The following is a 21498-nucleotide window of genomic DNA, read 5'->3' on the forward strand; positions in this document are numbered from 1 at the left end:
GCTTTAAGCACGCGGTTCGGCGTAACGCAGGCGGCTTTCGATCAAAACGCCGCTTTCATCCAGAATGGGATGGGCAACAGAGACGATATGGGCGTTTATGCGCTTCAGATCGCGCAGCATGTCGAGATGCAGTGAACTCGTCTGCATGCTTTCCGTCAGCCCATCGCGCAGCCGCTCCAGATGGCGGTTGGACGACTGTTTTTCGAGGCGGCGTATATCCACCTTGCTTTCCATCAGCCGGCGGGCGAGATCGAAATCGCCGGTCACCAGAATGCTCTGGGCGGCCCGCAGATTTTCGATTGTCATGTCGAACAGCGTCTTCAGCTCCTCATAACCGTCGTCGGAAAATTTGAAGCTGTTCAGCACCTTCTTGCGGATCTGCTCGCAAATGCCTTTTTCGATGATGTCGCCGATATGTTCGAGATTGATCGCGTAATCGATGATGGCGATCGAACGGCGCGCTTCGTCGTCTGCAAGCCCTTTGCGCCCCAGTTGGGAAAGATAGACCTTCACCTCCTGCTGACGGCGATCGACCTTCTTTTCGAGCAGGGACACTTCCTGAAGGGGTGCCAGATCATTATGCTTGAAGGCGTTTTCGGCGCGGATCAGCATGCGCTCGATAGCATCGCCGACGCTCAAGACCTCACGCGTGGCATTGGCGAGCGCCACAACAGGCGTATCCAGCGCCTGCTGATCGAGGAAATTCGGGCCATCTTCGGCTTTCGGATCGCCCGGCACCAGCTTTGCCATCAGGTCGGATATGAGGGCTGAGAACGGCCAGGCAACCGCTGCCAGAATGACATTGAAGATGAGATGCGCATCAACAGGCAATTTGGCGGGCGAAAGCGGCAATTGCTGCAAAAGCGTTGCGCCATAGGATGCGAGTGGCATGGCGATGAGGCAGCCGATGGTGCGCACCACAAGGTTGCCGATAGTGATGCGCCGCGCCGAGGCCGGGCCGGAGAGCGTGGCGATGACCGGCGGAATGGCGCCGCCGAGATTGGCGCCGAGAATGAGAACGATGATGAGACCGGCGGACAGCGTGCCAGTAGCAGCAAGCGACAGGATAAGCACCACGACAGCGAGGCTGGAGGAGGAGACGAAGGCCAGCACGGCGGAGAAGATCAGCGCGACGGGCCATGCGCCATCAAGCAGACCGATGAAGACGCCAAGGGCTGGCGAGGCACGCATCGGTTCGGTCGCGCCGCTCAACAGATGCAATGACAGAAGCATCAGGCCGATGCCGATGACCGCGGTTCCGCCACCTTGTCGGGCGTTTGAGCTACCCTTTTTGAGAACGATACCGGAGAGGATCAGCAGCGGCGACAGCCACTCCACACCGGCCGCGACAATCCAGGCGGTGACGGCGGTGCCGACATTGGCGCCGAGCAGCACGACCTGCGCCATGCGCGGCTTGATGAGATCGCGTTCTGCGAAGGAGGCGACGGTAAGCGCGGTTGCCGTCGAGCTTTGCAGCGCGACAGTGGCGAAAAAGCCGGAAAAGAAGGAACGCGGGCCGCTCTGGGTGCCCGTCGCCAATACACTTCGCAGTTTCATGCCGAAGGCACGGGTAACCCCATCCTTGACCTGGGCAAGACCAAAGAGCAGCAGCGCGACTGCGCCGAGAAGGTTGACGATGACAATGGTGGATTGCATGCGACGTCTCCTCACACCCGCCGGCGGATGGCTGCGGCGAGGGCGATTTTTGTTGTCCGGCTAATAAGTATAGGAGCCTGAACGCCTTCGGTACAGGCCGGGTTGCGACAGTTTTGAAGCAAAAACGGTCAATTTTTGTATTTGCACGAAAAAATGGCGCTAAAAAAGGCGCTTAAGACCATGCAGTCTGGCGCAAAGCCTCGCCGGTGATCATCGCGGCGGACATTGCGACGTTGATGGAGCGCTGCCCCTCGACCATCGGGATGATGATTCGCTCCTGCGCCTTCTCATGCACGTGGTCCGGCACACCAGCACTTTCACGGCCGAAAAGCAGGATATCGTCGTGGCGATAGGCGATTTTCGTATAGGGCAGGGCGGCCTTGGTGGAGGCGAGAACGAGGCGGCGGCCGGTGGTTGCGCGCCACTCCTCAAACCGGTCCCAGCTGACGTGGCGCGTCAGCGCCGCCGCTGCGATATAATCCATGCCTGCCCTTTTCAGGTTGCGGTCGGAAATATCGAAACCGGCCGGCTCGATGATATCGACGCCGAGGCCGAGACAGGCCGCCAGCCGCAGGATCGTGCCGGTATTGCCGGGAATATCCGGCTGGTAGAGGGCAATCCTGATTTCGGGTCTGATATCGCTCATGGTCTTCTCACCGCGTTTGGAATGCCGGAGCGCTTATCACGGGCGGCGGGTTTGTGACAGATGCAGCCCGAGAGGACCGTTTCGAAGAGTGCCGTATTCATTCGCGTGACACACAGTCGGGCTACCCATTAACCATCGTGCCGTCAGGCCGATCCGGCATATCCGGTTGCGTCGGATCGGCGTTGTTTCGATCCGGGTTCCGCGCAGCAAAAACAGGAAGATATCATGTCCGAACGGGCGAATTTCGTCCATTTGACCGACCTGCATGTCGGCAATCTGCAGGTGCAGGACGATGATCTTTATTCCGACACCTCGGCCACGCTTGCCGATACTCTGGCGCAGATCAAGGCGCTCGGGCAGGCGCAGGACGCCGCCGAGTAAGCTGCGTATCCAGGCCTTACAACGGGCGGAGACCTTTGCCGGGTCTTCTCCGCCCGTTCGGCAGAATCGGTCGCAATCGAGAGCTTTTCTGACGCGTTCGGCATCTTTGCGGCTGGTCAACGATTAATTTTTGCGCTACAAGGCGACATCTTCAACACCAGCTAGGGAGGTTCTGATGCAAAATGACATTCGTATTCGCCTCCCGGCCCCAGTAGTGCTGCTGCTGGCCTAGGTGTTACCCCCGCGGTTCGACCGCGTTTCCCATAGTTTGATTCGTCATGTGGCTGTTGCGGCCATATCCAATACTTTTCTGTTCCGTCGTGAGCCATATTTGCGCTTGCTCACGTTTCACGATGGGGCGATTGCTTGCCGGAGCTTGGCCTATGTTTGGCTGGTTTGAAAAACGCCTTGATCCTTTTCCCTCTTCGGCGCCGTCTGTGCCGCCGAAGAAGCTTTTGCCGTTCGTGTGGCATTATGTGCAGCCCGCATGGCCGTGGCTCCTGCTGCTCGGCCTGATGTCCATGGGCATCGCCGTTGCGGAGGCCATGCTCTACAAATTCCTCGGCAGTATCGTTGACTGGCTTTCCACGGCCAATCGCGAGACGTTTTTTGCCGATGAGGGCTGGCATCTGATGGTCATGGCTGGGCTGGTGCTCTTCCTGCTGCCACTGATGGGCGCTATCCACACCATGACGATGCACCAGACGCTTGCCGGCAATTTCGGCATGATCGCGCGCTGGAAGATGCATCGTTTCCTGCTGCGCCACTCCATGAACTTTTTCGCCAACGAATTTGCAGGCCGGGTTTCGACCAAGGTGATGCAGACGGCGCTGGCGATCCGCGAAGTGGCGCTGAAGGTGATCGACGTGTTCGTCTACGCTATCAGCTTCGTCGTCTCGATGCTGTTCATGGTTGCGGCCGCAGACTGGCGGCTGGTCATTCCGCTGCTGGTGTGGCTCGGCATCTACATGGGTATCCTCACCTATTTCGTGCCGAAGCTCGGCCGGCTCGCACAGGAGCAGGCCGATGCGCGCTCGATGATGACGGGGCGTATCGTCGACAGCTATACAAATATCTCGACGATCAAGCTGTTTTCGCATGCGGGCCGCGAGGAAAGATATGCGCGTGAGGGCATGAACGTGTTTCTCGGAACCGTTCACCGCCAGATGCGCAAGATTTCCGGCTTCAACATCCTGATCGACCTCAACAATGCGGTTGTGCTGTTTTCCACGGCCTCGCTCGGTCTTTATTTCTGGATGCAGGGTTCGGTCACGGCCGGCTCGGTTGCCATTGCCATAAGCCTTGCCATGCGCGTCAACGGCATGTCGCAATGGATCATGTGGGAAGTCACCTCGCTGTTCGAAAACATCGGCACCGTCTATGACGGCATGTCGATGATGACGAAGCCGCACGATATCGTCGATGCTCCGAAGGCGCCGCAGCTTGCGGCACCGCAGGGCGCGATCCGTTATGATAACGTCCGCTTCCACTACGGCAAGAACAAGGGCGTGATCGACGGGCTGACGCTGGATATCAAGTCGGGCGAGAAGGTCGGTTTGGTCGGGCGTTCCGGTGCGGGCAAGACGACCCTGATGAACCTGCTTCTGCGTTTCTACGATCTGGAAGCGGGCAAGATCACCATCGACGGGCAGGACATCTCCAAGGTGTCGCAGGACAGCCTGCGCGAGTTGATTGGTGTGGTGACGCAGGATACTTCGCTGCTGCACCGTTCGATCCGCGACAACATCGCCTATGGCCATCCCGAGGCCACCGACGAGCAGGTGATCGCGGCGGCAAAGCGGGCGAATGCCTGGGACTTTGTGGAAACGCTTGTCGATATGCATGGCCGCCAGGGCCTTGATGCCCAGGTGGGCGAACGCGGTGTAAAGCTGTCCGGTGGCCAGCGTCAGCGTATCGCCATTGCCCGCGTGTTCCTCAAGAACGCGCCGATCCTGGTACTTGATGAGGCGACCTCGGCGCTCGACTCGGAAGTCGAGGCGGCGATTCAGGAAAATCTGTTCTCGCTGATGGAAGGCAAGACGGTTATCGCGATCGCCCACCGTCTGTCGACGCTGACCGAAATGGACCGGCTCATCATCCTCGACAAGGGCCAGATCGTGGAATCGGGCAGCCATGCTGAACTGGCGGCGATGGGCGGTATCTATGCCGATCTATGGCGGCGCCAGTCCGGCGGCTTCATCGCCGACCACGAGGCGGAAGTGGCTGCCGAGTAAGGAGAGCTCGACGGGCGGGAAGCATGGTTTCCCGCCCTTTCGTTTGCGGTTCGCGTTTATCTATGTAGGCGAGTTAAACCTCTCATCCGTCATGCCGGCCTTGAGCCGGTTTCCATTCACGGCGCGTCTGCGCCGTGAATGGAGTCTCCCGCGATCAAAGACTGGAATCGCGCTTGACCCCGGATCTAGTCCTTGGTGACGGAGTGAGGATGCTGCGAGTGCGCAAAATCCAGGTGGATCTATCCAGAGCCCGGTGGAACATTCTTCGCCCTTTTTCATTTCCCGAACGTTACCTAAATATAATCTCTTCCCGAACGCTCTGCGGCTGTTCCCGCTCCGGGAATCCGCCTATATCCGGATCATGGTCATTACCCGCATCTTCGAGTTTTTCGAGAACTGGATAAAGCCCTTCGCCCGCAAGGACGATTTGCGGCCGCCGGAAAAGACGTCCGGTTTCATCTGGTTCTATATCTCGCAGGCCAAGGCGCCGTTTCTTGCCATGCTGGTGCTGGGCGGGTTGACGGCTGCCATTGAGGCTGCGCTTTTCTGGTTCGTCGGGCGGCTGGTCGACATTCTCTCAACCGTCAAGCCGGAAGAGGGCTGGGCTGGACTGCTGGCAGCCCATGGCGGCGAACTCGTCGGCATGCTGGTGTTGATCGGCATCGTGCGTTTTATCGTCACCATGGTAACCGCGCTGGTGGACCAACAGATCATCACGCCCGGCTTTTACAATTTGGTGCGCTGGCAATCCTATATGCATGTGGCGCGGCAATCGCTGACTTTTTTCCAGAACGATTTTTCCGGCCGCATCGTTACCAAGGTCTGGTCGGGCGGGCAGGCGGCAGGCGATCTTGTCACCTCGCTGATGGAAAGCGTCTGGTTCGTCGGCATCTACTCCGTCTCGATGCTGCTGCTGATCGGCGGACTGGACTGGCGGCTTGCCGTCGTCGTCCTCGTCTGGGTGCTGATCTTCTCGCTGCTGGCGCGTTATTTCGTGCCGCGCATCCGCTCCCATTCGAAAGAAACGGCGGAGGCAGCCTCCATGCTTTCCGGCCGGATGGTGGATGCATACAGCAATATCCAGACGCTCAGGCTGTTCGGGCGCGACGATGCCAATGACCGCTACATGCGGCAGGGCTTCGATATCTTCCAGAACGCAACGATGACGTTCACGCGGTTCATCACCGGTGTGCGCGCCTCGATGGCGCTGCTGTCTGGTGTGATGATCACGTCGATGGCGGCGCTGTGTATCGACCTTTGGCTGTCCGGCAAGATCAGTTCCGGCGCTGTCGCCTTCACGCTGGCACTGGTTCTGCGCCTCAACTTCCTGCTCGGGCGATTGATGACGCAGTTCAACGGCATCATGCGCAATTTCGGCACGGTGCAGAATGCGGCGGAACTGATTTCGCAGCCGATCGGCCTTGTGGACGCGCCGGATGCGACAGTGCTGGACGTGAAAAGTCCAAGTATCCGCTTCGAAAACGTCAGCTTCCATTATGGGCGGGCGAACGGGGTCATCGACAATCTTAATCTCGATATCAAGGCGGGGGAGAAGGTCGGCATCGTCGGACGCTCCGGCGCGGGCAAATCCACCCTCGTCAATCTGCTGCTGCGGTTTTACGGTGTCGAGAAAGGCCGCATCCTCATTGATGGGCAGGATATAGCCAAGGTCACCCAGGAATCACTGCGCGCCCATATCGGCATGGTCACGCAGGATACGTCGCTGCTGCACCGTTCTATCAGAGACAACATCATGTTCGGGCGCACGGATGCCACCGAAGCGCAATTGCTGGAGGCGACGCGCCGGGCCAAGGCGGATGAGTTCATTGCACGGCTGGAAGACCAGCGCGGCCGAACGGGTTTCGACGCGCATGTCGGCGAACGTGGCGTGAAATTGTCCGGAGGCCAGCGCCAGCGCATCGCCATTGCCCGCGTGATGCTGAAGGATGCGCCGATCCTCGTCCTCGACGAGGCGACGTCTGCGCTTGATTCGGAAGTAGAAGCGGCGATCCAGAGCAATCTGGATGAGTTGATGCAGGGCAAGACAGTGCTGGCCATCGCCCACCGTCTTTCAACAATTGCTGCTCTCGACCGGCTGATCGTCATGGATCAGGGCCGCATCGTCGAGCAGGGCAGCCATTCAGATCTCGTCTCGCAGGGCAGACTTTATTCGGAACTCTGGGCGCGACAGTCGGGCGGCTTCCTTGCTGTGGACGAGGCGGCCCAATAGGGCCTGTCGCCAGCTATTTCCCGATCATGAAATCCGCCATCAGGCCGAAATGATTGGAACCGAGGCTGTCGGGCAGACGGGTGGTTTTCAAGAGCGTGGCCGGTTCGCGGGCGAAGATATGGTCGATGGCGATGCCGAAGCGACCTGCCTTCGTCGGCCATGTGGCGGGTTCCCATGGCGCTTTCTTCAGGTCGTTGGCGGCGAGGAAGTCGCGCATGTCGGGAGCGATGCTGGCCGAATTGAAATCTCCGGCCAGAATGAGCGGCCCGGTGACACGAAAGAGAATTTCGCTGACTTCGTCCAGCTCGTCCCGGTGATAGTCGTCGAAATAGGGTTTGGTGATGTGACCTGCAGCGAGCGTCAGCTTCGTGCCGTCGAACTCGATGCTGGCGATGGCGAAACGGTCGCGGCGCAGATCGCTGAGGCTATGGAAACGGCCCTCCAGCAGCGGCCGCTTCGACAGGATCAAAAGATCACAGGTCGGTGTTCCGGCATAACAACCGAGCCTGTGGGGGTAGGTTTGCTGCAGACGCGGCAGAACCGATTCCAGCGCAGCCGCCTCGAACAGATAGACAGCATCCGCGTCTGATTCGAGAATCCTGTCGGCAATCGCATCCGCATTGGCGGCGTTATCCATCAATACGTTGAAGGACAATAGCCGGAAGGGTCTGGCGCCAGGTGCCGCATTGGCGCTTGTCGAGAATTCCACGAGCATGGCGACGGCGTGGATGGCGAGTGCAAGCGACCAGATGATGAGGAAAGCGGAAATCGCGTCACGCGTCAGCCAAAATACCAGGCATGACACCAGGATACAGACGAAGGCGATGTTAAGCTGGAAACTTGTGACGAAGGCTAAAAGCCAGAAATCCGTCACATAACGCAGGCTGGCGATGAAAAGTACGGCAGCCACGACCGTGGAGACCATGCACGAGAGCTTCGCCGTCATCCGAATCCCTGCTTTCCAAGCTCTCCCTTGATGTCTCGTAACATGCCGCAAGGGTGGGCACAATGTTGCCCGCTTGCCGGGGCTTAGGAAAAAATGAGAAACAAATCCGCCCCTTCTGGCAGAATTACGGCAGCTTTGTGTGCTTTGCTCTTGCCAAGTCAGTCAATATTTTGCGATCAAACAGAATGACGCGGTTTCTCAAACGCCGCGAGGATGACCGAGACGGTGGGACGGAGATTGTCTTGGATCAAATCATAGCGGGAGGACTCATGCGATTTACGGCAAAAACAGCGCAGAGGATGGTGTAGCGGTGAGCGAGCACGTAACCAATCACGACGCCTCGGGTGAACCGACCCGTCGCGATTTTCTTTATCTAGTAACCGGAATGACGGGCGCCGTTGGTGCCGCCGCAGTGGCATGGCCTTTTATCGACCAGATGCGTCCAGACGCATCGACGCTGGCGCTTGCCTCCATCGAGGTGAACGTCGCGGCGGTCGAGCCGGGCATGTCGCTGACCGTGAAGTGGCGCGGCAAGCCGATTTTCATCCGTAACCGCACGGAAAAGGAAATCGGCGAAGCCAATGCGGTCGCTCTTGCCGATCTCAAGGATCCGGTGGCGCGCAACGCCAACATTGCCCCCGACGCGCAGGCGACGGACATTGACCGTTCCGCCGGTCAGGGCAAAGAAAACTGGATCGTCATGATCGGTTCCTGCACCCATCTCGGTTGCGTTCCGCTCGGCCAGGCCGGCGATTTCGGCGGTTGGTTCTGTCCCTGCCATGGCTCGCATTACGATACGGCGGGCCGCATACGTAAGGGTCCGGCGCCGCAGAACCTCGCCATCCCGACATTTGCATTCACATCCGATACCGTGATCAAGATCGGATAAGGGGACAGATATTTATGAGTGGTCATTCCAGTTATCAGCCGTCCACCGGCATCGAGAGGTGGATCGATTCGCGGCTTCCCTTGCCGCGCATGATCTATGACAGCTTCGTTGCCTATCCTGTCCCGCGTAATCTGAACTACGCCTACACATTCGGCGCGATGCTGGCTGTCATGCTGATCGTGCAGATCCTCACCGGCGTCGTGCTTGCCATGCATTACGCCGCTGAAACGACGGTTGCCTTCAATTCCGTCGAAAAGATCATGCGCGACGTCAACCACGGCTGGCTGTTGCGCTACATGCACGCCAACGGTGCGTCGTTCTTCTTCATCGCGGTTTACCTGCACATCGCCCGTGGACTTTATTACGGCTCCTATAAGGCGCCACGCGAAATCCTCTGGATTCTCGGCTGCGTGATCTACCTCCTGATGATGGCGACGGGCTTCATGGGCTACGTGCTGCCGTGGGGCCAGATGTCCTTCTGGGGTGCAACTGTTATCACCGGCTTCTTCTCGGCTTTCCCGGGCATAGGTGAGTGGATTCAGCAGTTCCTGCTCGGCGGCTTTGCGGTGGACAATCCGACGCTCAACCGCTTCTTCGCGCTCCACTACCTGCTGCCGTTCATGATAGCGGGTGTCGTCATCCTGCATATCTGGGCGCTGCATGTGACCGGCCAGACCAATCCGACCGGTGTGGAAGTGAAGAGCAAGACCGATACGGTACCCTTCACGCCATATGCGACGTTGAAGGATGCACTCGGCGTTTCGGTGTTCCTCATCGCTTATGCGTGGTTCGTCTTCTACATGCCGAACTTCCTCGGACACCCTGATAACTACATCATGGCGGATCCGTTGAAGACACCGGCGCATATCGTGCCCGAATGGTACTATCTGCCGTTCTACGCGATGCTGCGCGCCATCACCTTCAATATCGGGCCGATCGATTCCAAGCTCGGTGGCGTTCTCGTCATGTTCGGCGCAATCATCGTGCTGTTCTTCCTGCCCTGGCTCGATACGTCGAAGGTTCGCTCCGCCGTCTATCGTCCCTGGTACAAGCTGTTCTTCTGGCTGTTCGTGGTCAACGCCATCCTGCTCGGCTGGCTGGGTTCGCGTCCGGCGGAAGGCCTTTATGTCATCATGTCGCAGATCGGCACGCTTTATTACTTCGGTTTCTTCCTCGTCATCATGCCGATCCTCGGTCTGGTCGAAACGCCGCGGCGTATTCCGAATTCGATTACCGAGGCCGTTCTGGAAAAGAACGCCGCCAAGAAGACTGCCGCGCCAGCGGCCGCCCAAGTCTGAGCGCGAAGGAAGGATGACGACAATGAAGAAGCTTGTAACGAGCATCGCGCTTATCGCTGCCATCGGCTGTTCCGCCGCCGCTTTTGCGGCGGAGGAGAGCCACGATCTCGCCACCAAGACCGAGCATGCGATCGCCGGCGGTCACTTCCCGGTCATCAAGCCCGAGGAGCAGAGCTGGTCTTTTGCTGGACCCTTCGGCAAATACGACAAGGGCCAGCTGCAGCGCGGCCTGAAGGTCTACAAGGAAGTCTGCTCTGCCTGCCATTCGATGAGCCTCGTTTCCTTCCGCACGCTGGGCGATCTCGGTTATTCGGAAGAGCAGGTGAAGGCCTTTGCTGCGGAATATGAAGTGCAGGACGGGCCGAACGCCGACGGCGAAATGTATAATCGCAAGGCTGTGCCTTCCGACCATTTCCCCTCGCCATTCCCGAACCACGAAGCGGCTGCTGCTGCCAATGGTGGAGCTGCACCACCGGACATGTCGCTGCTTGCCAAGGCGCGCGGCGTGGAGCGTGGCTTCCCGCAATTCGTCATCGACATGATTCCGATCATCGGCGGTTATCAGGAAGGCGGCCCGGACTACATCCATGCGCTGCTGACCGGATACCAGGACGCGCCCGCCGGCGTTGAAGTGTCGGAAGGCACGCATTTCAACCCGTATTTCGCCAGCGCCGTGGCGCTGAAGATGGCGCCGCCGATCAGCGCCGATCAGGTGACTTACGACGACGGTGCGCCGCAGACGGTGGATCAATATTCCAAGGACGTGTCCGCTTTCCTGATGTGGGCCGCAGAACCGCATCTGGAAGCACGCAAGCGCACCGGCTTCATGGTCATGGTGTTCCTGTTCATCTTCACGGCGCTGATCTATCTCACCAAGAAATCGGTCTACGCCAACAAGGAACATTGACCGGCTCCAAATGCCCGCAATCATTGGCCCCCATGGTCTTGCCCTGGGGGCCTTTTCATGTGTCGAAGGAGGATGAGAAATGGCGAAAGTCCGGAGCGGTGGCTGCCTGTGCGGTTCCGTCCGTTTCGAGGCCACGGGTGAACCCGACAATCCGCACAGCTGCTCCTGCGATATCTGCCAGCGGCATTCCGGCGCTTCCAGCCTTGCCTGGGTGGAGTTTGCGAGCGATGCAGTGGTCTGGACGGGAGAGGGCGGTGCGCCCATGGTTTTCCGGTCTTCCGATTATTCCAGCCGCGCGTTTTGCGCGGTCTGCGGCAGCACGCTCGGCGCCATCGACGATGTACCGACTGTCGCCCTCGTTTCCGGCTCTTTTGACGACAGAAATGACGAGGCGCTACGGCCTCTGTCGCATTCCTTCGCGGATGTATGCCCGGTCTGGGCGCGGATCGAGGGAATGTCGGGGCAGGAATGAGCGGCGGTCCTTTTTAGTTGGTCCGCAGCCACCAAGTTGATAGGGTGGCCCGAACCTTCTGATCCATTTCCCAATCTAACTGGAAATACCATGACCGTTATCGCTTCGGAGCTTTCCGCTGCCATCCGTTCCATTCCCGACTATCCGAAGCCGGGCATCATCTTCAGGGACATTACGACTCTGCTTGGCAATCCGCGCGCTTTCCGCCGTGCCGTGGACGAGCTTGTGCAGCCCTATGCGGGAACGAAGATCGACAAGATCGCCGGCATGGAAGCGCGTGGCTTCATTCTGGGCGGAGCGGTGGCGCACCAGCTTTCCGCCGGTTTCGTGCCTATCCGCAAGAAAGGCAAGCTGCCGCACACCACCGTGCGCGTGGCCTACAGCCTTGAATATGGTGTCGACGAAATGGAAATGCATGTGGATGCCGTGCAGCCGGGCGAAAAAGTCATTCTGGTCGACGACCTGATCGCGACTGGCGGCACCGCCGAAGGTGCGGTGAAACTCTTGCGGCAGATGGGCGCGGAAATCGTTTCGGCCTGCTTCGTCATCGATCTGCCCGATCTCGGCGGCCGCAGGAAGCTGGAAGACCTCGGTGTGGAAGTGCGGACACTGGTGGAGTTTTCAGGCCATTGAGGCCGGTTTCCGGCTAGGATTGTTGCGACAGGCCGGTGTTTTGTCCGGTCTTTCGTAGTGCGATCCATGTCCAGTGGACGCCCATGGCGCGATTACCCGCCTGAATGGAAGCAACTTCTACCTGTCGTATCAACGTGAACCCCAGACGGGCTGCATTACCCGTCGTTTCCGCTGGTGAAATGGGAAAAGCACGGCGGCCTTCGGGTGCGGGGCCGTGACGCAGGGACATGATCAGCAATCCGCCCTCTGCCGTCATCTCCGAGAGGCTTTCCATGGCGGTCTGCCGTGCCTCGTCATCGATATGGTGCCAGACGCCGCACAGCGTAACCAGATCGAACGGGCCGTGACGGCGCGCTTTCATCAGATCGGGCAAACAGTCGTCAAGCCAGGTTATCTTGTGCGAGAGGTGCAATCTCTTTCCGGGTTCACGCAGTTCCTTGACCGGCTCTATCGCCAGAACATCATGGCCGCATTCGGCAAACCAAGCGGCATCGCGACCGGTGCCGCTGCCAATATCCGCGACGCGGGCCGGTGTGACCGGCAACAGATCGATGACCGGTGCGTAGATTTCCCGGCAATCCAGTCCGTCGAACCTGGCAATCAGGTCCGGCGTTGCCGCTTCAGCATAACCCTGTAGGATATCGTTCATTCTTGCCTTCCCGCCGCGACGCCGATTCCGAGGGTATCGCGCGCGGGCTGTCTCGGCCAGCCGCTATTCGAACTCCAGAACCCCGCTCTGGAAGGTCATCACGGTTTCTCCGGACTGGTTCACGCCCTCGTTGAAGGTGGTGTTCAGCCAAACCCCGGCTCTTGATTCCAGCGGTCGGGCATCGAGCAAGGTGACGAAATAGGTCACGTCGTCTCCGGCGAAAACCGGCTTTTTCCATTTGAGTTCACGAAAGCCGGGGGAGGGGCCAAGTTTCGGCGGTTCAAGGCCAAGTTGTTTCAGCCTCTTCACTTCCTTGCCCCAATGGGAAAGGAAACATTTCATCCAGCCAGCGCCGGTGTGCCAACCGGAAGCGCAGAGCGCTCCGAAGACGCTGTTTTTCGCCGCTTCGGCATCGAGATGAAAGGGCTGCGGATCGAAATCGCGGGCGAAACGAACAATGTCTTCGGCGGAAAAATGCAATGTGTCGAGGGTGACGCGTTCGCCGATCGGGGAAAGTTCTGCCAGTCTCATGCCGCAAGGCCTCCGTCCGCACGCATCAGGAACATCACGGTGTTTTCGCCGTGCGATACCAGAACGCCGCGCTGGTTATAAAGCTCATGGCGAAACTTCACGAGGCCGATGCCGGGGCGTGAGCTGGAGGTGCGCTGTTCCAGAACAATGGATTTTCCCGAAAGCGTATCGCCAGCCAGAACCGGCTTTTTCCAGTCGACATAATCGATGCCGGGGCTGCCTTGCGATGTCGAATTGCTGATATAGCTCTCCGCCATCATTCGCATCAGCAGGGCGCAGGTGTGCCAGCCGGATGCCGCCAGCCCGCCGAGAATGCTCTGGCGGCCAGCCTCTTCGGACAGATGCATGGGCTGAGGATCGAACTCGCTGGCGAATTCGATGATTTGTGCTGCAGAAATCGATTGCGGTCCCAGGGGAAATTCCCGTCCAACGGAAAAATCCTCATAGGCATATGTCGCGACCGGCGCCATGGCTTCCTCCCTTGCCTAGTCGATGTCACCGGCATCTAAAATGATTTTTCCCTTTACGTAAAGGTCAAATCGAGAGTGCGTTTGCGGCATAGGGAGATGCTGTTGAGAGAGCGAGTGCGTCATGCTGCCTTCTCCCAGTGGAGGAGAAGGCCGCGATAGCGGAATGAGGGGCAAGGGTCGTGAGATTCGCCAGCGTTGCCTCCTCATCCGATCCTCCGGGCTATCTTCCCCCGCCGGGAGAAGAAACAAGCCACAGGTCTGTGTCACTTCGGTCAGCGCGTCAAAAGACGCGATGTGACCGCCGCCGCGCTTAAGACCAGATCAGGTATTAAAGCGGAAGTGGATGACGTCGCCGTCCTGGACGACATATTCCTTGCCTTCGTCGCGTCCCTTGCCGGCTTCCTTGGCACCAACTTCGCCCTTGTAGGCGATGTAGTCGTCATAGGCGATGGTAAAGGCGCGGATGAAGCCGCGTTCGAAATCGGTATGGATGACGCCGGCGGCAGCGGGCGCTTTGGTGCCGCGCACGATCGTCCAGGCGCGCGTTTCCTTCGGGCCGACGGTGAAATAGGTGATGAGGTCGAGCAGGTGATAGCCGGCGCGGATCAACCGGTCGAGACCGGCTTCGGTGAGCCCGAGGGCCGAGAGGAATTCTTCGGCTTCATCGGCCGGAAGCTGCGCGACTTCGGCCTCGATCGCCGCCGAGATGATCACGCATTCGGCGCCCTGTTGCTTTGCCATCTCCGCGACAGCCGCGGTGTGCTCGTTGCCGGTGGATGCGTCGGCTTCAGAGACGTTGCAGACATAAAGCACCGGGTGCGACGTCAGGAGATTGAGGCCCTTGAGGATTTCGATTTCCTCGTCCGCCAGTGTCTTCAAAAGCAGACGTGCCGGTTTTCCGTCGTTTAGCAGAGCAATTACGGCTTCCATCACCGGCAGTTGGGCCAAGGATTCCTTGTCCTTGCTGGTGGCGCGCTTGCGCGTCTGCTCGACACGGCGTTCCAGGCTTTCGAGGTCGGCGAGCATCAATTCCGTCTCGATCGTGTCGGCATCGCCAACCGGATTGATGCGGCCTTCCACATGGGTGATGTCGTCGTCCTCGAAGCAGCGAAGCACATGCACGACGGCATCGACTTCGCGGATATTAGCGAGGAACTTGTTGCCGAGACCTTCACCCTTCGATGCGCCGCGCACCAGGCCGGCAATGTCCACGAAGGAAATGCGGGTCGGAATGATTTCCTTCGATCCGGCAATGGCCGCGAGCTGCTGCATGCGGGGGTCCGGCACGGCAACTTCGCCGGTGTTGGGCTCGATGGTGCAGAAGGGATAGTTGGCGGCCTGCGCGGCCGCCGTTTTCGTCAGCGCGTTGAAGAGGGTGGACTTGCCGACATTCGGCAGCCCGACGATACCGCATTTGAAGCCCATGGCTTGAAACCTGTCCGTTTGAAAGAATTCGTTGAGGAGCCTTTTGCGGAAAGGGCAGGGCAAGGTCAAGCCCGGGGGCCGATTTGGGCGGGCAAAGCCCCGCGAATGGAGCGGAATTTTGCGCGAGTGCGGGGCCGGGGTTGTCGATGCTGCGGTTGCGGCGCAATATGCGCCGGTCGAGCAACCGATCTTTCGTCATCAACGGGGATTTTCCCCATGGGCTACAATTGAGTGACAATCACGGGCGACAATGATGAGTGACAGTCCTGTTGATCTCAAACCGAAACCGAAAGTCAAACCGAAGCTGGAGCGGCCTAAGCTCTACAAGGTCATTCTGCTGAATGACGACTATACGCCGCGCGACTTCGTCACCCTGGTATTGAAGGTCGTCTTCCACATGGGCGAGGACACCGGCCACCGGGTGATGATGACGGCGCATCGCTTCGGGAGCGCGGTCGTCGTTGTCTGCGAGCGCGACATTGCCGAGACCAAGGCCAAGGAGGCGAACGATCTTGGCAAGGAGGCCGGGTTTCCGCTGATGTTCACCACCGAGCCGGAGGAGTGACGGTTTTATGCTCAATCCCGCCGGATCTGAAAACCCGTCTTGTTCTGAATGAAACCGCAGTTTTCGTAGAAGGCATGCACCTCAGGACGCTGCCGGCCGGTCAGCAGCATCACCTTGTAGCAATTTGCGGCAAAGGCGGTCTCGATGGCTTGGCGCACGACTGCGCGGCCATATCCCCGGCCGCGACGGCTTTCCAGCGTCACCACATTTTCGATGAAGGCATAGGGACGGGCAGCGCGCGTCAGGTTCGGGATGACGAGAAGCGTGGCGGTTGCAACGGGTTCCTGGTCTTCCATGGCAAAGAACACGGTGAGGCCGGGTTGGCCGAGCATGGCGGCGAAAACCGTGCTTGCCTCTTGCGTCGTCAGTTGCGGGTCCGAAGGGTTCAGCGCCTGGTAAAGTTCGAGCAGTTTCGGCAGATCGTCCGGGCCAGCTTTGCGAAGGCTCATGGTCTCTGAAGACATCTGCGCTCAATCCTTCTTGCCGAACATCCGCTTCAGCATCTCCGCCATCGGCCCGGTTTCCGGCAGTTTTTTCGGTTGGGCGTTGTTGCGCGCCTGATGGATGTGGGATTGCGCGGCGGGCTTGGCCGCCTTGGCCGGTTTTTCCGTTTCCGGCTTGCTGCCGGTGGCAAGCGCCAGCTTGTTCATCAGCTGCGAATCCTCTGATTTCACCAGCATCGCGGCATTGTCGGCAATGGCGTCCAGCAGCGGATCGAGCCAGACCCGGTCGGTCTTGGCGAAATCACCGAGAACGTGGCCATGCACCCGCTCCTTGTCGCCGGGATGGCCGATGCCGAGACGCAGGCGGCGGTATTCCTTGCCGCAATGGGCGTCGATCGATTTCAGGCCATTATGGCCGCCATGGCCGCCGCCGGTCTTGATGCGCGCGCGGCCTGCAAGCAAATCGAGTTCATCATGGATGACGATAATGTCTGCCGGTGCAAGCTTGAAGAAACGCATGGCCTCGCCGACGGATTCACCCGACAGGTTCATGTAGGTGAGGGGCTTCATCAGCAGAACCTTCTCACCGCCTATTTCGCCTTCGGAAATCTCCGCCTTGAATTTCCGCGCCCAGGGCGAGAAGGAAGGCAGGCGCTGCAGCGCATCCACGGCCATGAAGCCGATGTTGTGACGGTTTCCCGCATATTGGGCGCCGGGGTTACCAAGGCCTGCGATGATCTTCATGGGGCATGTCCGCTTTTTTGCCTGACGATGCTGTTGTCACCACCCCGAAATGTTCCGGCTGTCAATCTTTTTATGGATTTTTTGATGTCGCGAGCGGGCGCTCAAGGGCTGACGAGTTTGTAGCGGTCGAATATGCTCTGTTGCGTTCCATCGGCGATCAGTCTGTCCAGGCGCGCCTGCAATTTTGCAATGACCTCGTCTGGAACGCTTTTGTTGCAGGCAAGACCCAGCTGTTGCCGCGCCAGCGTTATCACTTCCCTGAACTTGCCTGGGGGTTGGCTTTTGAAAGTGCTTTCCGACATGGGCATCAGGTCGATGCGGCCTGCGTTCAGCTTGTGAAGCGTGATCTGGAAATCAGCACCGACATCCACATGCTCGAAACCGAGGTTGCCAAGAAGGACCTCGGTGTAGTCGCCACGCTGGGTGCCGACCCGGTATTTTCTCGCGTCTTCCAGACTGGAGACGTTGATATCCGCATTCTGGCGCGCCACGAGGATGTTGCGGTCGCTATGGATCGGTGAGACCCATTTGAAAAGCTTTTCGCGTTCGGGCGTTCTCGCCGTGGCAAAGACGCAATGCATGGCCTTCGTTGTGGCCAATGCGATCGCCCGCGCCCAGGGCATGACGGCAACCTCGTAATCGGTGCCGGTATCCTCAAGTACGATCCTGAGCTGGTCGATATAAACGCCCGCCACGCTGCCGTCGTCGTTTTGCAGATTATAAGGTGGGTAAACCTCGGTGGTCAGGAAAAGCTTGGCTGCGCTGGCCGGGCCGGCAAGAGCAAGAAAGATCAGACAAAAGCGGATCAATCCCATGGTTGCTCCCACCCGTTTACGCCTGTCGCGCCGCGGCGCGGTCTGCGCCGTTATCCGCATTCAATGCAGCGATCAGCCGTTCGATGGGCTGCGGTCGCGCAAAATAATAGCCCTGTCCGTAATCCGCGCCTATCACTGTCAGAAGCTCCTTCTGCTCTTCCGTCTCGACGCCTTCGGCGATGACGGAGCAATTCATCTTGTGTGAGATTGCGGCGATACCCTCGACCAGCATGCGGCTGCGCTGCCTTATCTCCACCGTGTCGTCGCAGATCGAGCGCGTGAAGGACTGATCGATCTTGACGATGTCGACCGGAAAGCGGCTGAGATAGCTTAGCGACGAATAACCCGTGCCAAAATCGTCCAGCGCGATGCGGCAGCCCAGCTGGTGAATGGCATTGAGGATCGCCCGGATTTGCGGATCGTCCTTCATGATGACCGCCTCGGTTATCTCGATAATCAGCCGTTTGGGGAGAATGCCGTAGCGGTGAAGGACGCCGGCGATACGGGTCGGCAATCCCGGTTCGAACTGCAGCGGCGAAAAATTCACCGCCACATAGGATTGCTCCATGCCGGGCAGGTGCGACAGTCTGGCCAGATTGGCGATTGACTGGTCGAGGATGACATTGCCGATGCGATGGATGGTGCCGTTTTCTTCCGCAAGGCTGATGATCGTGGCGGGAGAAAGCAATCCCTTGTCCGGATGGTTGAGACGCAACAGTGCCTCGAAACCCGCCGTCTGGCCCGTTGCAAGATCTTGAATCGGCTGGAAATAAGCCTCGAACCAATTGTCCGAAAGCGCCTGCGCGATATCCCGTTCCAGTTCCGCATGTTCGCGCGCCCGGTCCATGATCGAGCTGTCGAAGATCTGCGAGCCATTCTTGCCCGTTCTCTTGCGGGTATACATGGCCATGTCGGCATTCTGCAAAAGTTCGGATGCGCTTACGGCATGCAGCGGGTAGATCGCCATGCCGATGCTGGCGCTGAGACGGATGCTGTTGCCTTCGATCTCGAAGGGCGTGTCCAGCATGGTGCAAATCCGCTCGCAGAACAGCTGGGCGCGCTCCTCCACCTTGTCGCCGGCAAGCAGAATGGCGAATTCGTCGCCGCCCAGACGCGACGCGCTGTCCAGCGGTGTCAGCAGTGGTTCGATTTTCAGCGTGAATTCCCGCAGAACCGCATCGCCCGCCGCATGGCCGAGATTGTCGTTGATGGCCTTGAACCGGTCGAGGTCTATGAAAAGGCATGCCAGTTCGCTGCCGTTCCTGTCGGCGTCACGGATCTGCACGTCGAGAATAGCCTCGAAACCCTGGCGATTGAAGAGGCCGGTCAAATGGTCGGAAATAGCCTGCTGGCGGTTGCGCTTTTCCGACTGGCGCAACTCTGTCACGTCAGTCATGACGCAGAGATATGTGCCCTGATGTGCGTTGCCGGAATCAAGGGCTTTTTCAAGGATGAGGGCGTCCATAACGCTGCCATCCATGCAATGAAAACGCACCGTGATACCCGCCTGTGCGGCGTCGTGCGAATGTTGCGCCGCCTTGCGCTGCAGGAAAAGGGACCGGTCATCCGGGTGGATGAGGTCGGCGAAATTCAGGCCGAGTATTCTGGCCCGATCATAACCGGTCGCCTGCACCCAATAGTCGCTGACCGCGGCAATCCGGTCGTATCTGTCAAGCGAGAACAACATGGCGGGTGTGCGATTGTAGATTTCCGTCTTCCGCTCATGGGCATGCTTGATTTCCAGCTCTTCCTTTTCAAGCTGGGTCTGCATTTCGTTGAAGCTTTTTGCCAGCCTGCCGATCTCGTCCTTCGAGCGCCAGTCGACATGGTGGCGGGAGCCGACGCGGCGTGTCGCTTCTATCGCTGCCGCCAGCCGCATCAGCGGACGGATGACCATGAAGCGGTTGCCGGCGATGGCCGCAAGAACGGTGGTGAGAATGGCGAGAATGAAAATTGTGATGAACGCCAGTTCGGTGCGGCTGAGAGAGGTCAGAAGACCGATATCGTCGTAATAGACTGTCAGTTGCCCGACGGTGACAACACCGTTTGTGGTTTTGTAGGTCACTTCGCGGGTCGTGGAGGCTGCATCCTGAATGATGTCGCTGCCGGCCGTCTGGATGATGTTCAGCTGGCCAGAGGTATCCTTGACCTCGACCATGCGGATCACGGGGTCGGAGACGAGGGTGCCGGTAATCTGATTTATGGTGTCGTCGTCGAGATCCCATAGCGGGCGGGCAAGCGCCTGCGCATTGGTTGACAGCAGAATCTCAAGGTGATTGCGCTGGCTACGGATAGCCTCGTGATAGGAGAGGGTCAGCAAAAGGGTGAAAAGCGGGGCGACCACTGTGAGAAGTGCACCGGAAACAATCGCGATAAAGCGACTTTCGACGGAATGAGCCATGTTCTATTGCAGTACCCTCTACCCCAGATAACTGCGCCCCGTTTCCGCCCCGCCCGGAGAGACATCCTTGAGGTTTTCGGCAACGGCCTTGTATCCTCACTGTATTTCTTCAACCCGTCCGGTGTTTTCACGATAACGCAATGGGCATCGTTTCATGGAATTGTTAATTCACGCTGAAACGGGACCGGCATCCTGCACGCGGCGAGAGGTTTTTGCTTTTAAAGTTCATAAAAACTAAAAGGCCCGTTCCGAAAAACGGAACGGGCCTTTTAGCTCAAATCTATCTGGCCTTACGGCCGCAGATTATTATTCAGAAGCTTCGCCGGCTTCTTCTTCTTCTTCAGCAACGCCGCCAGCCGGAGCAACGATCGTTGCGATCGTGAAGTCACGGTCGGCGATTACAGGCGTGATGTTCTTCGGCAGCTTCACATTCGAAATGTGAACGCTGTCGCCGATCTTCAGGCCGGAGAGATCAACCGTGATGAATTCCGGAATGTCGTTGGCCGGGCAGTGGAATTCCACCGTGTGGCGAACGATGTTCAGAACGCCGCCGATCTTGATTTCCGACTTTTCTTCGTTTTCGAAGTGAACCGGAACTTCAACGTTGACGAGCGTGTTGCCCGAAACGCGCAGGAAGTCGACGTGCATGGTGAAGTCGCGGACCGGATCAAGCTGGTAGTCCTTCGGCAGGACCTTGATCTTCTTGCCGTCGACGTCGATTACCGCCACAGTCGTCATGAAGCCGCCAGCGTGGATACGCTTGGTTACTTCGTTGGTCGACAGAGCGATGGAAATGGGGGCCTGCTTGTCACCATAGATGACAGCGGGAATCAAACCGTTGCGGCGAAGTTCACGAGAGGACCCCTTACCAACTCGTTCGCGCGCCTCGGCCTTGAGCTCATACGATTCTTTGCTCATGGCAATTCCTTTCGAGGTTATATGGAGAGTTCATGCCCGCGGGCGCTGAACTGGAGAGGCTAAAAGCCATCTCGCCCGCGTTGCCTCCAAGGGTGTCTACACGGGTGCGGGCGCTATAATACAAACGGAAGACAAAGACAAGAGCGGCCGTTTTCCACGGATGCTAAGCTGTGATTTTATTAGACTTGTCTAATTCACTCGTGCATTGCAACTTTTAATATATGCTTATCCATTCATATAAACCG

Annotated in this window: 21 protein-coding genes; 9 read left to right on the forward strand and 12 right to left on the reverse strand. The window is 58.5% G+C overall.

All coding sequences use genetic code 11. The features are described 5' to 3' along the window. Window positions 1-3: 3 nt before the first annotated feature. Complete coding sequence (locus tag J5276_RS02950) at window positions 4-1656, reverse strand: Na/Pi cotransporter family protein (protein WP_065662220.1); 1653 nt, start codon at window positions 1654-1656, stop codon at window positions 4-6. 172 nt (window positions 1657-1828) lie between these two features. After that, window positions 1829-2302 carry a tRNA (cytidine(34)-2'-O)-methyltransferase gene (locus J5276_RS02955; protein ID WP_003513525.1) on the reverse strand — a complete coding sequence of 158 codons (474 nt, stop codon included), beginning with the start codon at window positions 2300-2302 and terminating at the stop codon, window positions 1829-1831. A 225-nt stretch (window positions 2303-2527) separates the two neighbouring features. Here J5276_RS02955 and J5276_RS02960 point away from each other — a divergent pair, with 225 nt between their 5' ends. The 3 genes from J5276_RS02960 to J5276_RS02970 all read left to right on the forward strand — a co-directional run bounded on the left by J5276_RS02960 (window position 2528) and on the right by J5276_RS02970 (window position 7147). Further along, window positions 2528-2683 carry a hypothetical protein gene (locus tag J5276_RS02960; protein WP_162995199.1) on the forward strand — a complete coding sequence of 52 codons (156 nt, stop codon included), beginning with the start codon at window positions 2528-2530 and terminating at the stop codon, window positions 2681-2683. A 383-nt stretch (window positions 2684-3066) separates the two neighbouring features. Next, window positions 3067-4917 carry an ABC transporter ATP-binding protein gene (locus J5276_RS02965; protein WP_003513520.1) on the forward strand — a complete coding sequence of 617 codons (1851 nt, stop codon included), beginning with the start codon at window positions 3067-3069 and terminating at the stop codon, window positions 4915-4917. 253 nt (window positions 4918-5170) lie between these two features. Continuing rightward, a complete protein-coding gene (locus J5276_RS02970; protein WP_162647807.1) occupies window positions 5171-7147 on the forward strand; it encodes an ABC transporter ATP-binding protein in 1977 nt (658 codons plus the stop codon). 13 nt (window positions 7148-7160) lie between these two features. Here J5276_RS02970 and J5276_RS02975 read toward each other — a convergent pair whose 3' ends face one another. Then, window positions 7161-8093, reverse strand: a complete 933-nt coding sequence (locus tag J5276_RS02975; RefSeq protein WP_174005742.1) for an endonuclease/exonuclease/phosphatase family protein — start codon at window positions 8091-8093, stop codon at window positions 7161-7163. A gap of 310 nt (window positions 8094-8403) precedes the next feature. Between J5276_RS02975 and petA the strand changes: the two genes are divergently transcribed. The 5 genes from petA (at window position 8404) to J5276_RS03000 (ending at window position 12292) form a co-directional block, all read left to right on the forward strand. Beyond that, window positions 8404-8982 carry a ubiquinol-cytochrome c reductase iron-sulfur subunit gene (gene petA, locus J5276_RS02980; protein ID WP_003513514.1) on the forward strand — a complete coding sequence of 193 codons (579 nt, stop codon included), beginning with the start codon at window positions 8404-8406 and terminating at the stop codon, window positions 8980-8982. Window positions 8983-8996: 14 nt separating this feature from the next. Then, a complete protein-coding gene (locus J5276_RS02985; protein ID WP_019565206.1) occupies window positions 8997-10280 on the forward strand; it encodes a cytochrome b N-terminal domain-containing protein in 1284 nt (427 codons plus the stop codon). A 22-nt stretch (window positions 10281-10302) separates the two neighbouring features. After that, entirely contained in the window at window positions 10303-11187 is an 885-nt protein-coding gene (locus tag J5276_RS02990) for a cytochrome c1 (protein WP_003513510.1), read from the forward strand. A 79-nt stretch (window positions 11188-11266) separates the two neighbouring features. Beyond that, on the forward strand, window positions 11267-11659 hold the full coding sequence (locus tag J5276_RS02995; RefSeq protein ID WP_065662222.1) for a GFA family protein: 393 nt from the start codon (window positions 11267-11269) through the stop codon (window positions 11657-11659). Between the two features lie 90 nt (window positions 11660-11749). After that, entirely contained in the window at window positions 11750-12292 is a 543-nt protein-coding gene (locus J5276_RS03000) for an adenine phosphoribosyltransferase (protein WP_019565208.1), read from the forward strand. A 13-nt stretch (window positions 12293-12305) separates the two neighbouring features. Here the strand turns inward: J5276_RS03000 and J5276_RS03005 are convergent, their stop codons facing one another. From J5276_RS03005 to ychF, 4 genes are all read right to left on the reverse strand, one after another. Further along, window positions 12306-12941 (reverse strand): bifunctional 2-polyprenyl-6-hydroxyphenol methylase/3-demethylubiquinol 3-O-methyltransferase UbiG, encoded by a 636-nt coding sequence (locus tag J5276_RS03005; RefSeq protein ID WP_112178845.1) that lies wholly within the window; start codon window positions 12939-12941, stop codon window positions 12306-12308. A 63-nt stretch (window positions 12942-13004) separates the two neighbouring features. Then, window positions 13005-13472 carry a MaoC family dehydratase gene (locus J5276_RS03010; RefSeq protein WP_003513502.1) on the reverse strand — a complete coding sequence of 156 codons (468 nt, stop codon included), beginning with the start codon at window positions 13470-13472 and terminating at the stop codon, window positions 13005-13007. After that, window positions 13469-13942: a MaoC family dehydratase gene (locus tag J5276_RS03015; RefSeq protein WP_025594153.1), complete on the reverse strand. Its 474-nt coding sequence runs from the start codon at window positions 13940-13942 to the stop codon at window positions 13469-13471. Before J5276_RS03015 ends, J5276_RS03010 begins: the two co-directional genes overlap by 4 nt. Before the next feature lie 321 nt (window positions 13943-14263). Beyond that, on the reverse strand, window positions 14264-15367 hold the full coding sequence (gene ychF, locus J5276_RS03020; RefSeq protein WP_003513497.1) for a redox-regulated ATPase YchF: 1104 nt from the start codon (window positions 15365-15367) through the stop codon (window positions 14264-14266). Window positions 15368-15620: 253 nt separating this feature from the next. On the opposite strand from ychF, the gene clpS reads away from it, so the two are divergent. Next, window positions 15621-15932, forward strand: a complete 312-nt coding sequence (gene clpS / locus J5276_RS03025; RefSeq protein WP_003513495.1) for an ATP-dependent Clp protease adapter ClpS — start codon at window positions 15621-15623, stop codon at window positions 15930-15932. 11 nt (window positions 15933-15943) lie between these two features. On the opposite strand, the gene J5276_RS03030 is transcribed toward clpS, so the two are convergent. From J5276_RS03030 to J5276_RS03050, 5 genes are all read right to left on the reverse strand, one after another. Next, a complete protein-coding gene (locus J5276_RS03030) occupies window positions 15944-16396 on the reverse strand; it encodes a GNAT family N-acetyltransferase (protein ID WP_065702310.1) in 453 nt (150 codons plus the stop codon). Window positions 16397-16402: 6 nt separating this feature from the next. Beyond that, window positions 16403-17119 carry an aminoacyl-tRNA hydrolase gene (pth, locus tag J5276_RS03035; protein WP_003513491.1) on the reverse strand — a complete coding sequence of 239 codons (717 nt, stop codon included), beginning with the start codon at window positions 17117-17119 and terminating at the stop codon, window positions 16403-16405. Between the two features lie 101 nt (window positions 17120-17220). Next, the gene (locus J5276_RS03040; protein ID WP_013636596.1) at window positions 17221-17934 is read right to left on the reverse strand and encodes an ABC transporter substrate-binding protein; all 714 of its coding nucleotides are present in this window, start codon (window positions 17932-17934) and stop codon (window positions 17221-17223) included. A 16-nt stretch (window positions 17935-17950) separates the two neighbouring features. Continuing rightward, window positions 17951-20335: an EAL domain-containing protein gene (locus J5276_RS03045; RefSeq protein ID WP_112154061.1), complete on the reverse strand. Its 2385-nt coding sequence runs from the start codon at window positions 20333-20335 to the stop codon at window positions 17951-17953. A gap of 306 nt (window positions 20336-20641) precedes the next feature. Beyond that, on the reverse strand, window positions 20642-21253 hold the full coding sequence (locus J5276_RS03050; protein WP_003513485.1) for a 50S ribosomal protein L25/general stress protein Ctc: 612 nt from the start codon (window positions 21251-21253) through the stop codon (window positions 20642-20644). Window positions 21254-21498 lie beyond the last annotated feature (245 nt).

The sequence above is a fragment of the Agrobacterium sp. S7/73 genome (genome assembly GCF_019355535.1).
Taxonomy (GTDB): Bacteria; Pseudomonadota; Alphaproteobacteria; order Rhizobiales; family Rhizobiaceae; genus Agrobacterium; species Agrobacterium tumefaciens.

What these genes read in the sequence shown, in the direction of transcription:
- J5276_RS03040 (WP_013636596.1), bottom strand. Translation starts at nt 17,934, where the DNA reads ATGGGATTGATCCGCTTTTGTCTGATCTTTCTTGCTCTTGCCGGCCCG.
- J5276_RS03000 (WP_019565208.1), top strand. Translation starts at nt 11,750, where the DNA reads ATGACCGTTATCGCTTCGGAGCTTTCCGCTGCCATCCGTTCCATTCCC.
- J5276_RS02985 (WP_019565206.1), top strand. Translation starts at nt 8,997, where the DNA reads ATGAGTGGTCATTCCAGTTATCAGCCGTCCACCGGCATCGAGAGGTGG.
- J5276_RS03005 (WP_112178845.1), bottom strand. Translation starts at nt 12,941, where the DNA reads ATGAACGATATCCTACAGGGTTATGCTGAAGCGGCAACGCCGGACCTG.
- J5276_RS03030 (WP_065702310.1), bottom strand. Translation starts at nt 16,396, where the DNA reads ATGTCTTCAGAGACCATGAGCCTTCGCAAAGCTGGCCCGGACGATCTG.
- J5276_RS02975 (WP_174005742.1), bottom strand. Translation starts at nt 8,093, where the DNA reads ATGACGGCGAAGCTCTCGTGCATGGTCTCCACGGTCGTGGCTGCCGTA.
- J5276_RS02955 (WP_003513525.1), bottom strand. Translation starts at nt 2,302, where the DNA reads ATGAGCGATATCAGACCCGAAATCAGGATTGCCCTCTACCAGCCGGAT.
- J5276_RS02995 (WP_065662222.1), top strand. Translation starts at nt 11,267, where the DNA reads ATGGCGAAAGTCCGGAGCGGTGGCTGCCTGTGCGGTTCCGTCCGTTTC.
- J5276_RS03010 (WP_003513502.1), bottom strand. Translation starts at nt 13,472, where the DNA reads ATGAGACTGGCAGAACTTTCCCCGATCGGCGAACGCGTCACCCTCGAC.
- pth (WP_003513491.1), bottom strand. Translation starts at nt 17,119, where the DNA reads ATGAAGATCATCGCAGGCCTTGGTAACCCCGGCGCCCAATATGCGGGA.
- J5276_RS02965 (WP_003513520.1), top strand. Translation starts at nt 3,067, where the DNA reads ATGTTTGGCTGGTTTGAAAAACGCCTTGATCCTTTTCCCTCTTCGGCG.
- J5276_RS02960 (WP_162995199.1), top strand. Translation starts at nt 2,528, where the DNA reads ATGTCCGAACGGGCGAATTTCGTCCATTTGACCGACCTGCATGTCGGC.
- J5276_RS02950 (WP_065662220.1), bottom strand. Translation starts at nt 1,656, where the DNA reads ATGCAATCCACCATTGTCATCGTCAACCTTCTCGGCGCAGTCGCGCTG.
- J5276_RS03015 (WP_025594153.1), bottom strand. Translation starts at nt 13,942, where the DNA reads ATGGCGCCGGTCGCGACATATGCCTATGAGGATTTTTCCGTTGGACGG.
- J5276_RS03050 (WP_003513485.1), bottom strand. Translation starts at nt 21,253, where the DNA reads ATGAGCAAAGAATCGTATGAGCTCAAGGCCGAGGCGCGCGAACGAGTT.
- clpS (WP_003513495.1), top strand. Translation starts at nt 15,621, where the DNA reads ATGAGTGACAGTCCTGTTGATCTCAAACCGAAACCGAAAGTCAAACCG.
- J5276_RS02990 (WP_003513510.1), top strand. Translation starts at nt 10,303, where the DNA reads ATGAAGAAGCTTGTAACGAGCATCGCGCTTATCGCTGCCATCGGCTGT.
- J5276_RS03045 (WP_112154061.1), bottom strand. Translation starts at nt 20,335, where the DNA reads ATGGCTCATTCCGTCGAAAGTCGCTTTATCGCGATTGTTTCCGGTGCA.
- ychF (WP_003513497.1), bottom strand. Translation starts at nt 15,367, where the DNA reads ATGGGCTTCAAATGCGGTATCGTCGGGCTGCCGAATGTCGGCAAGTCC.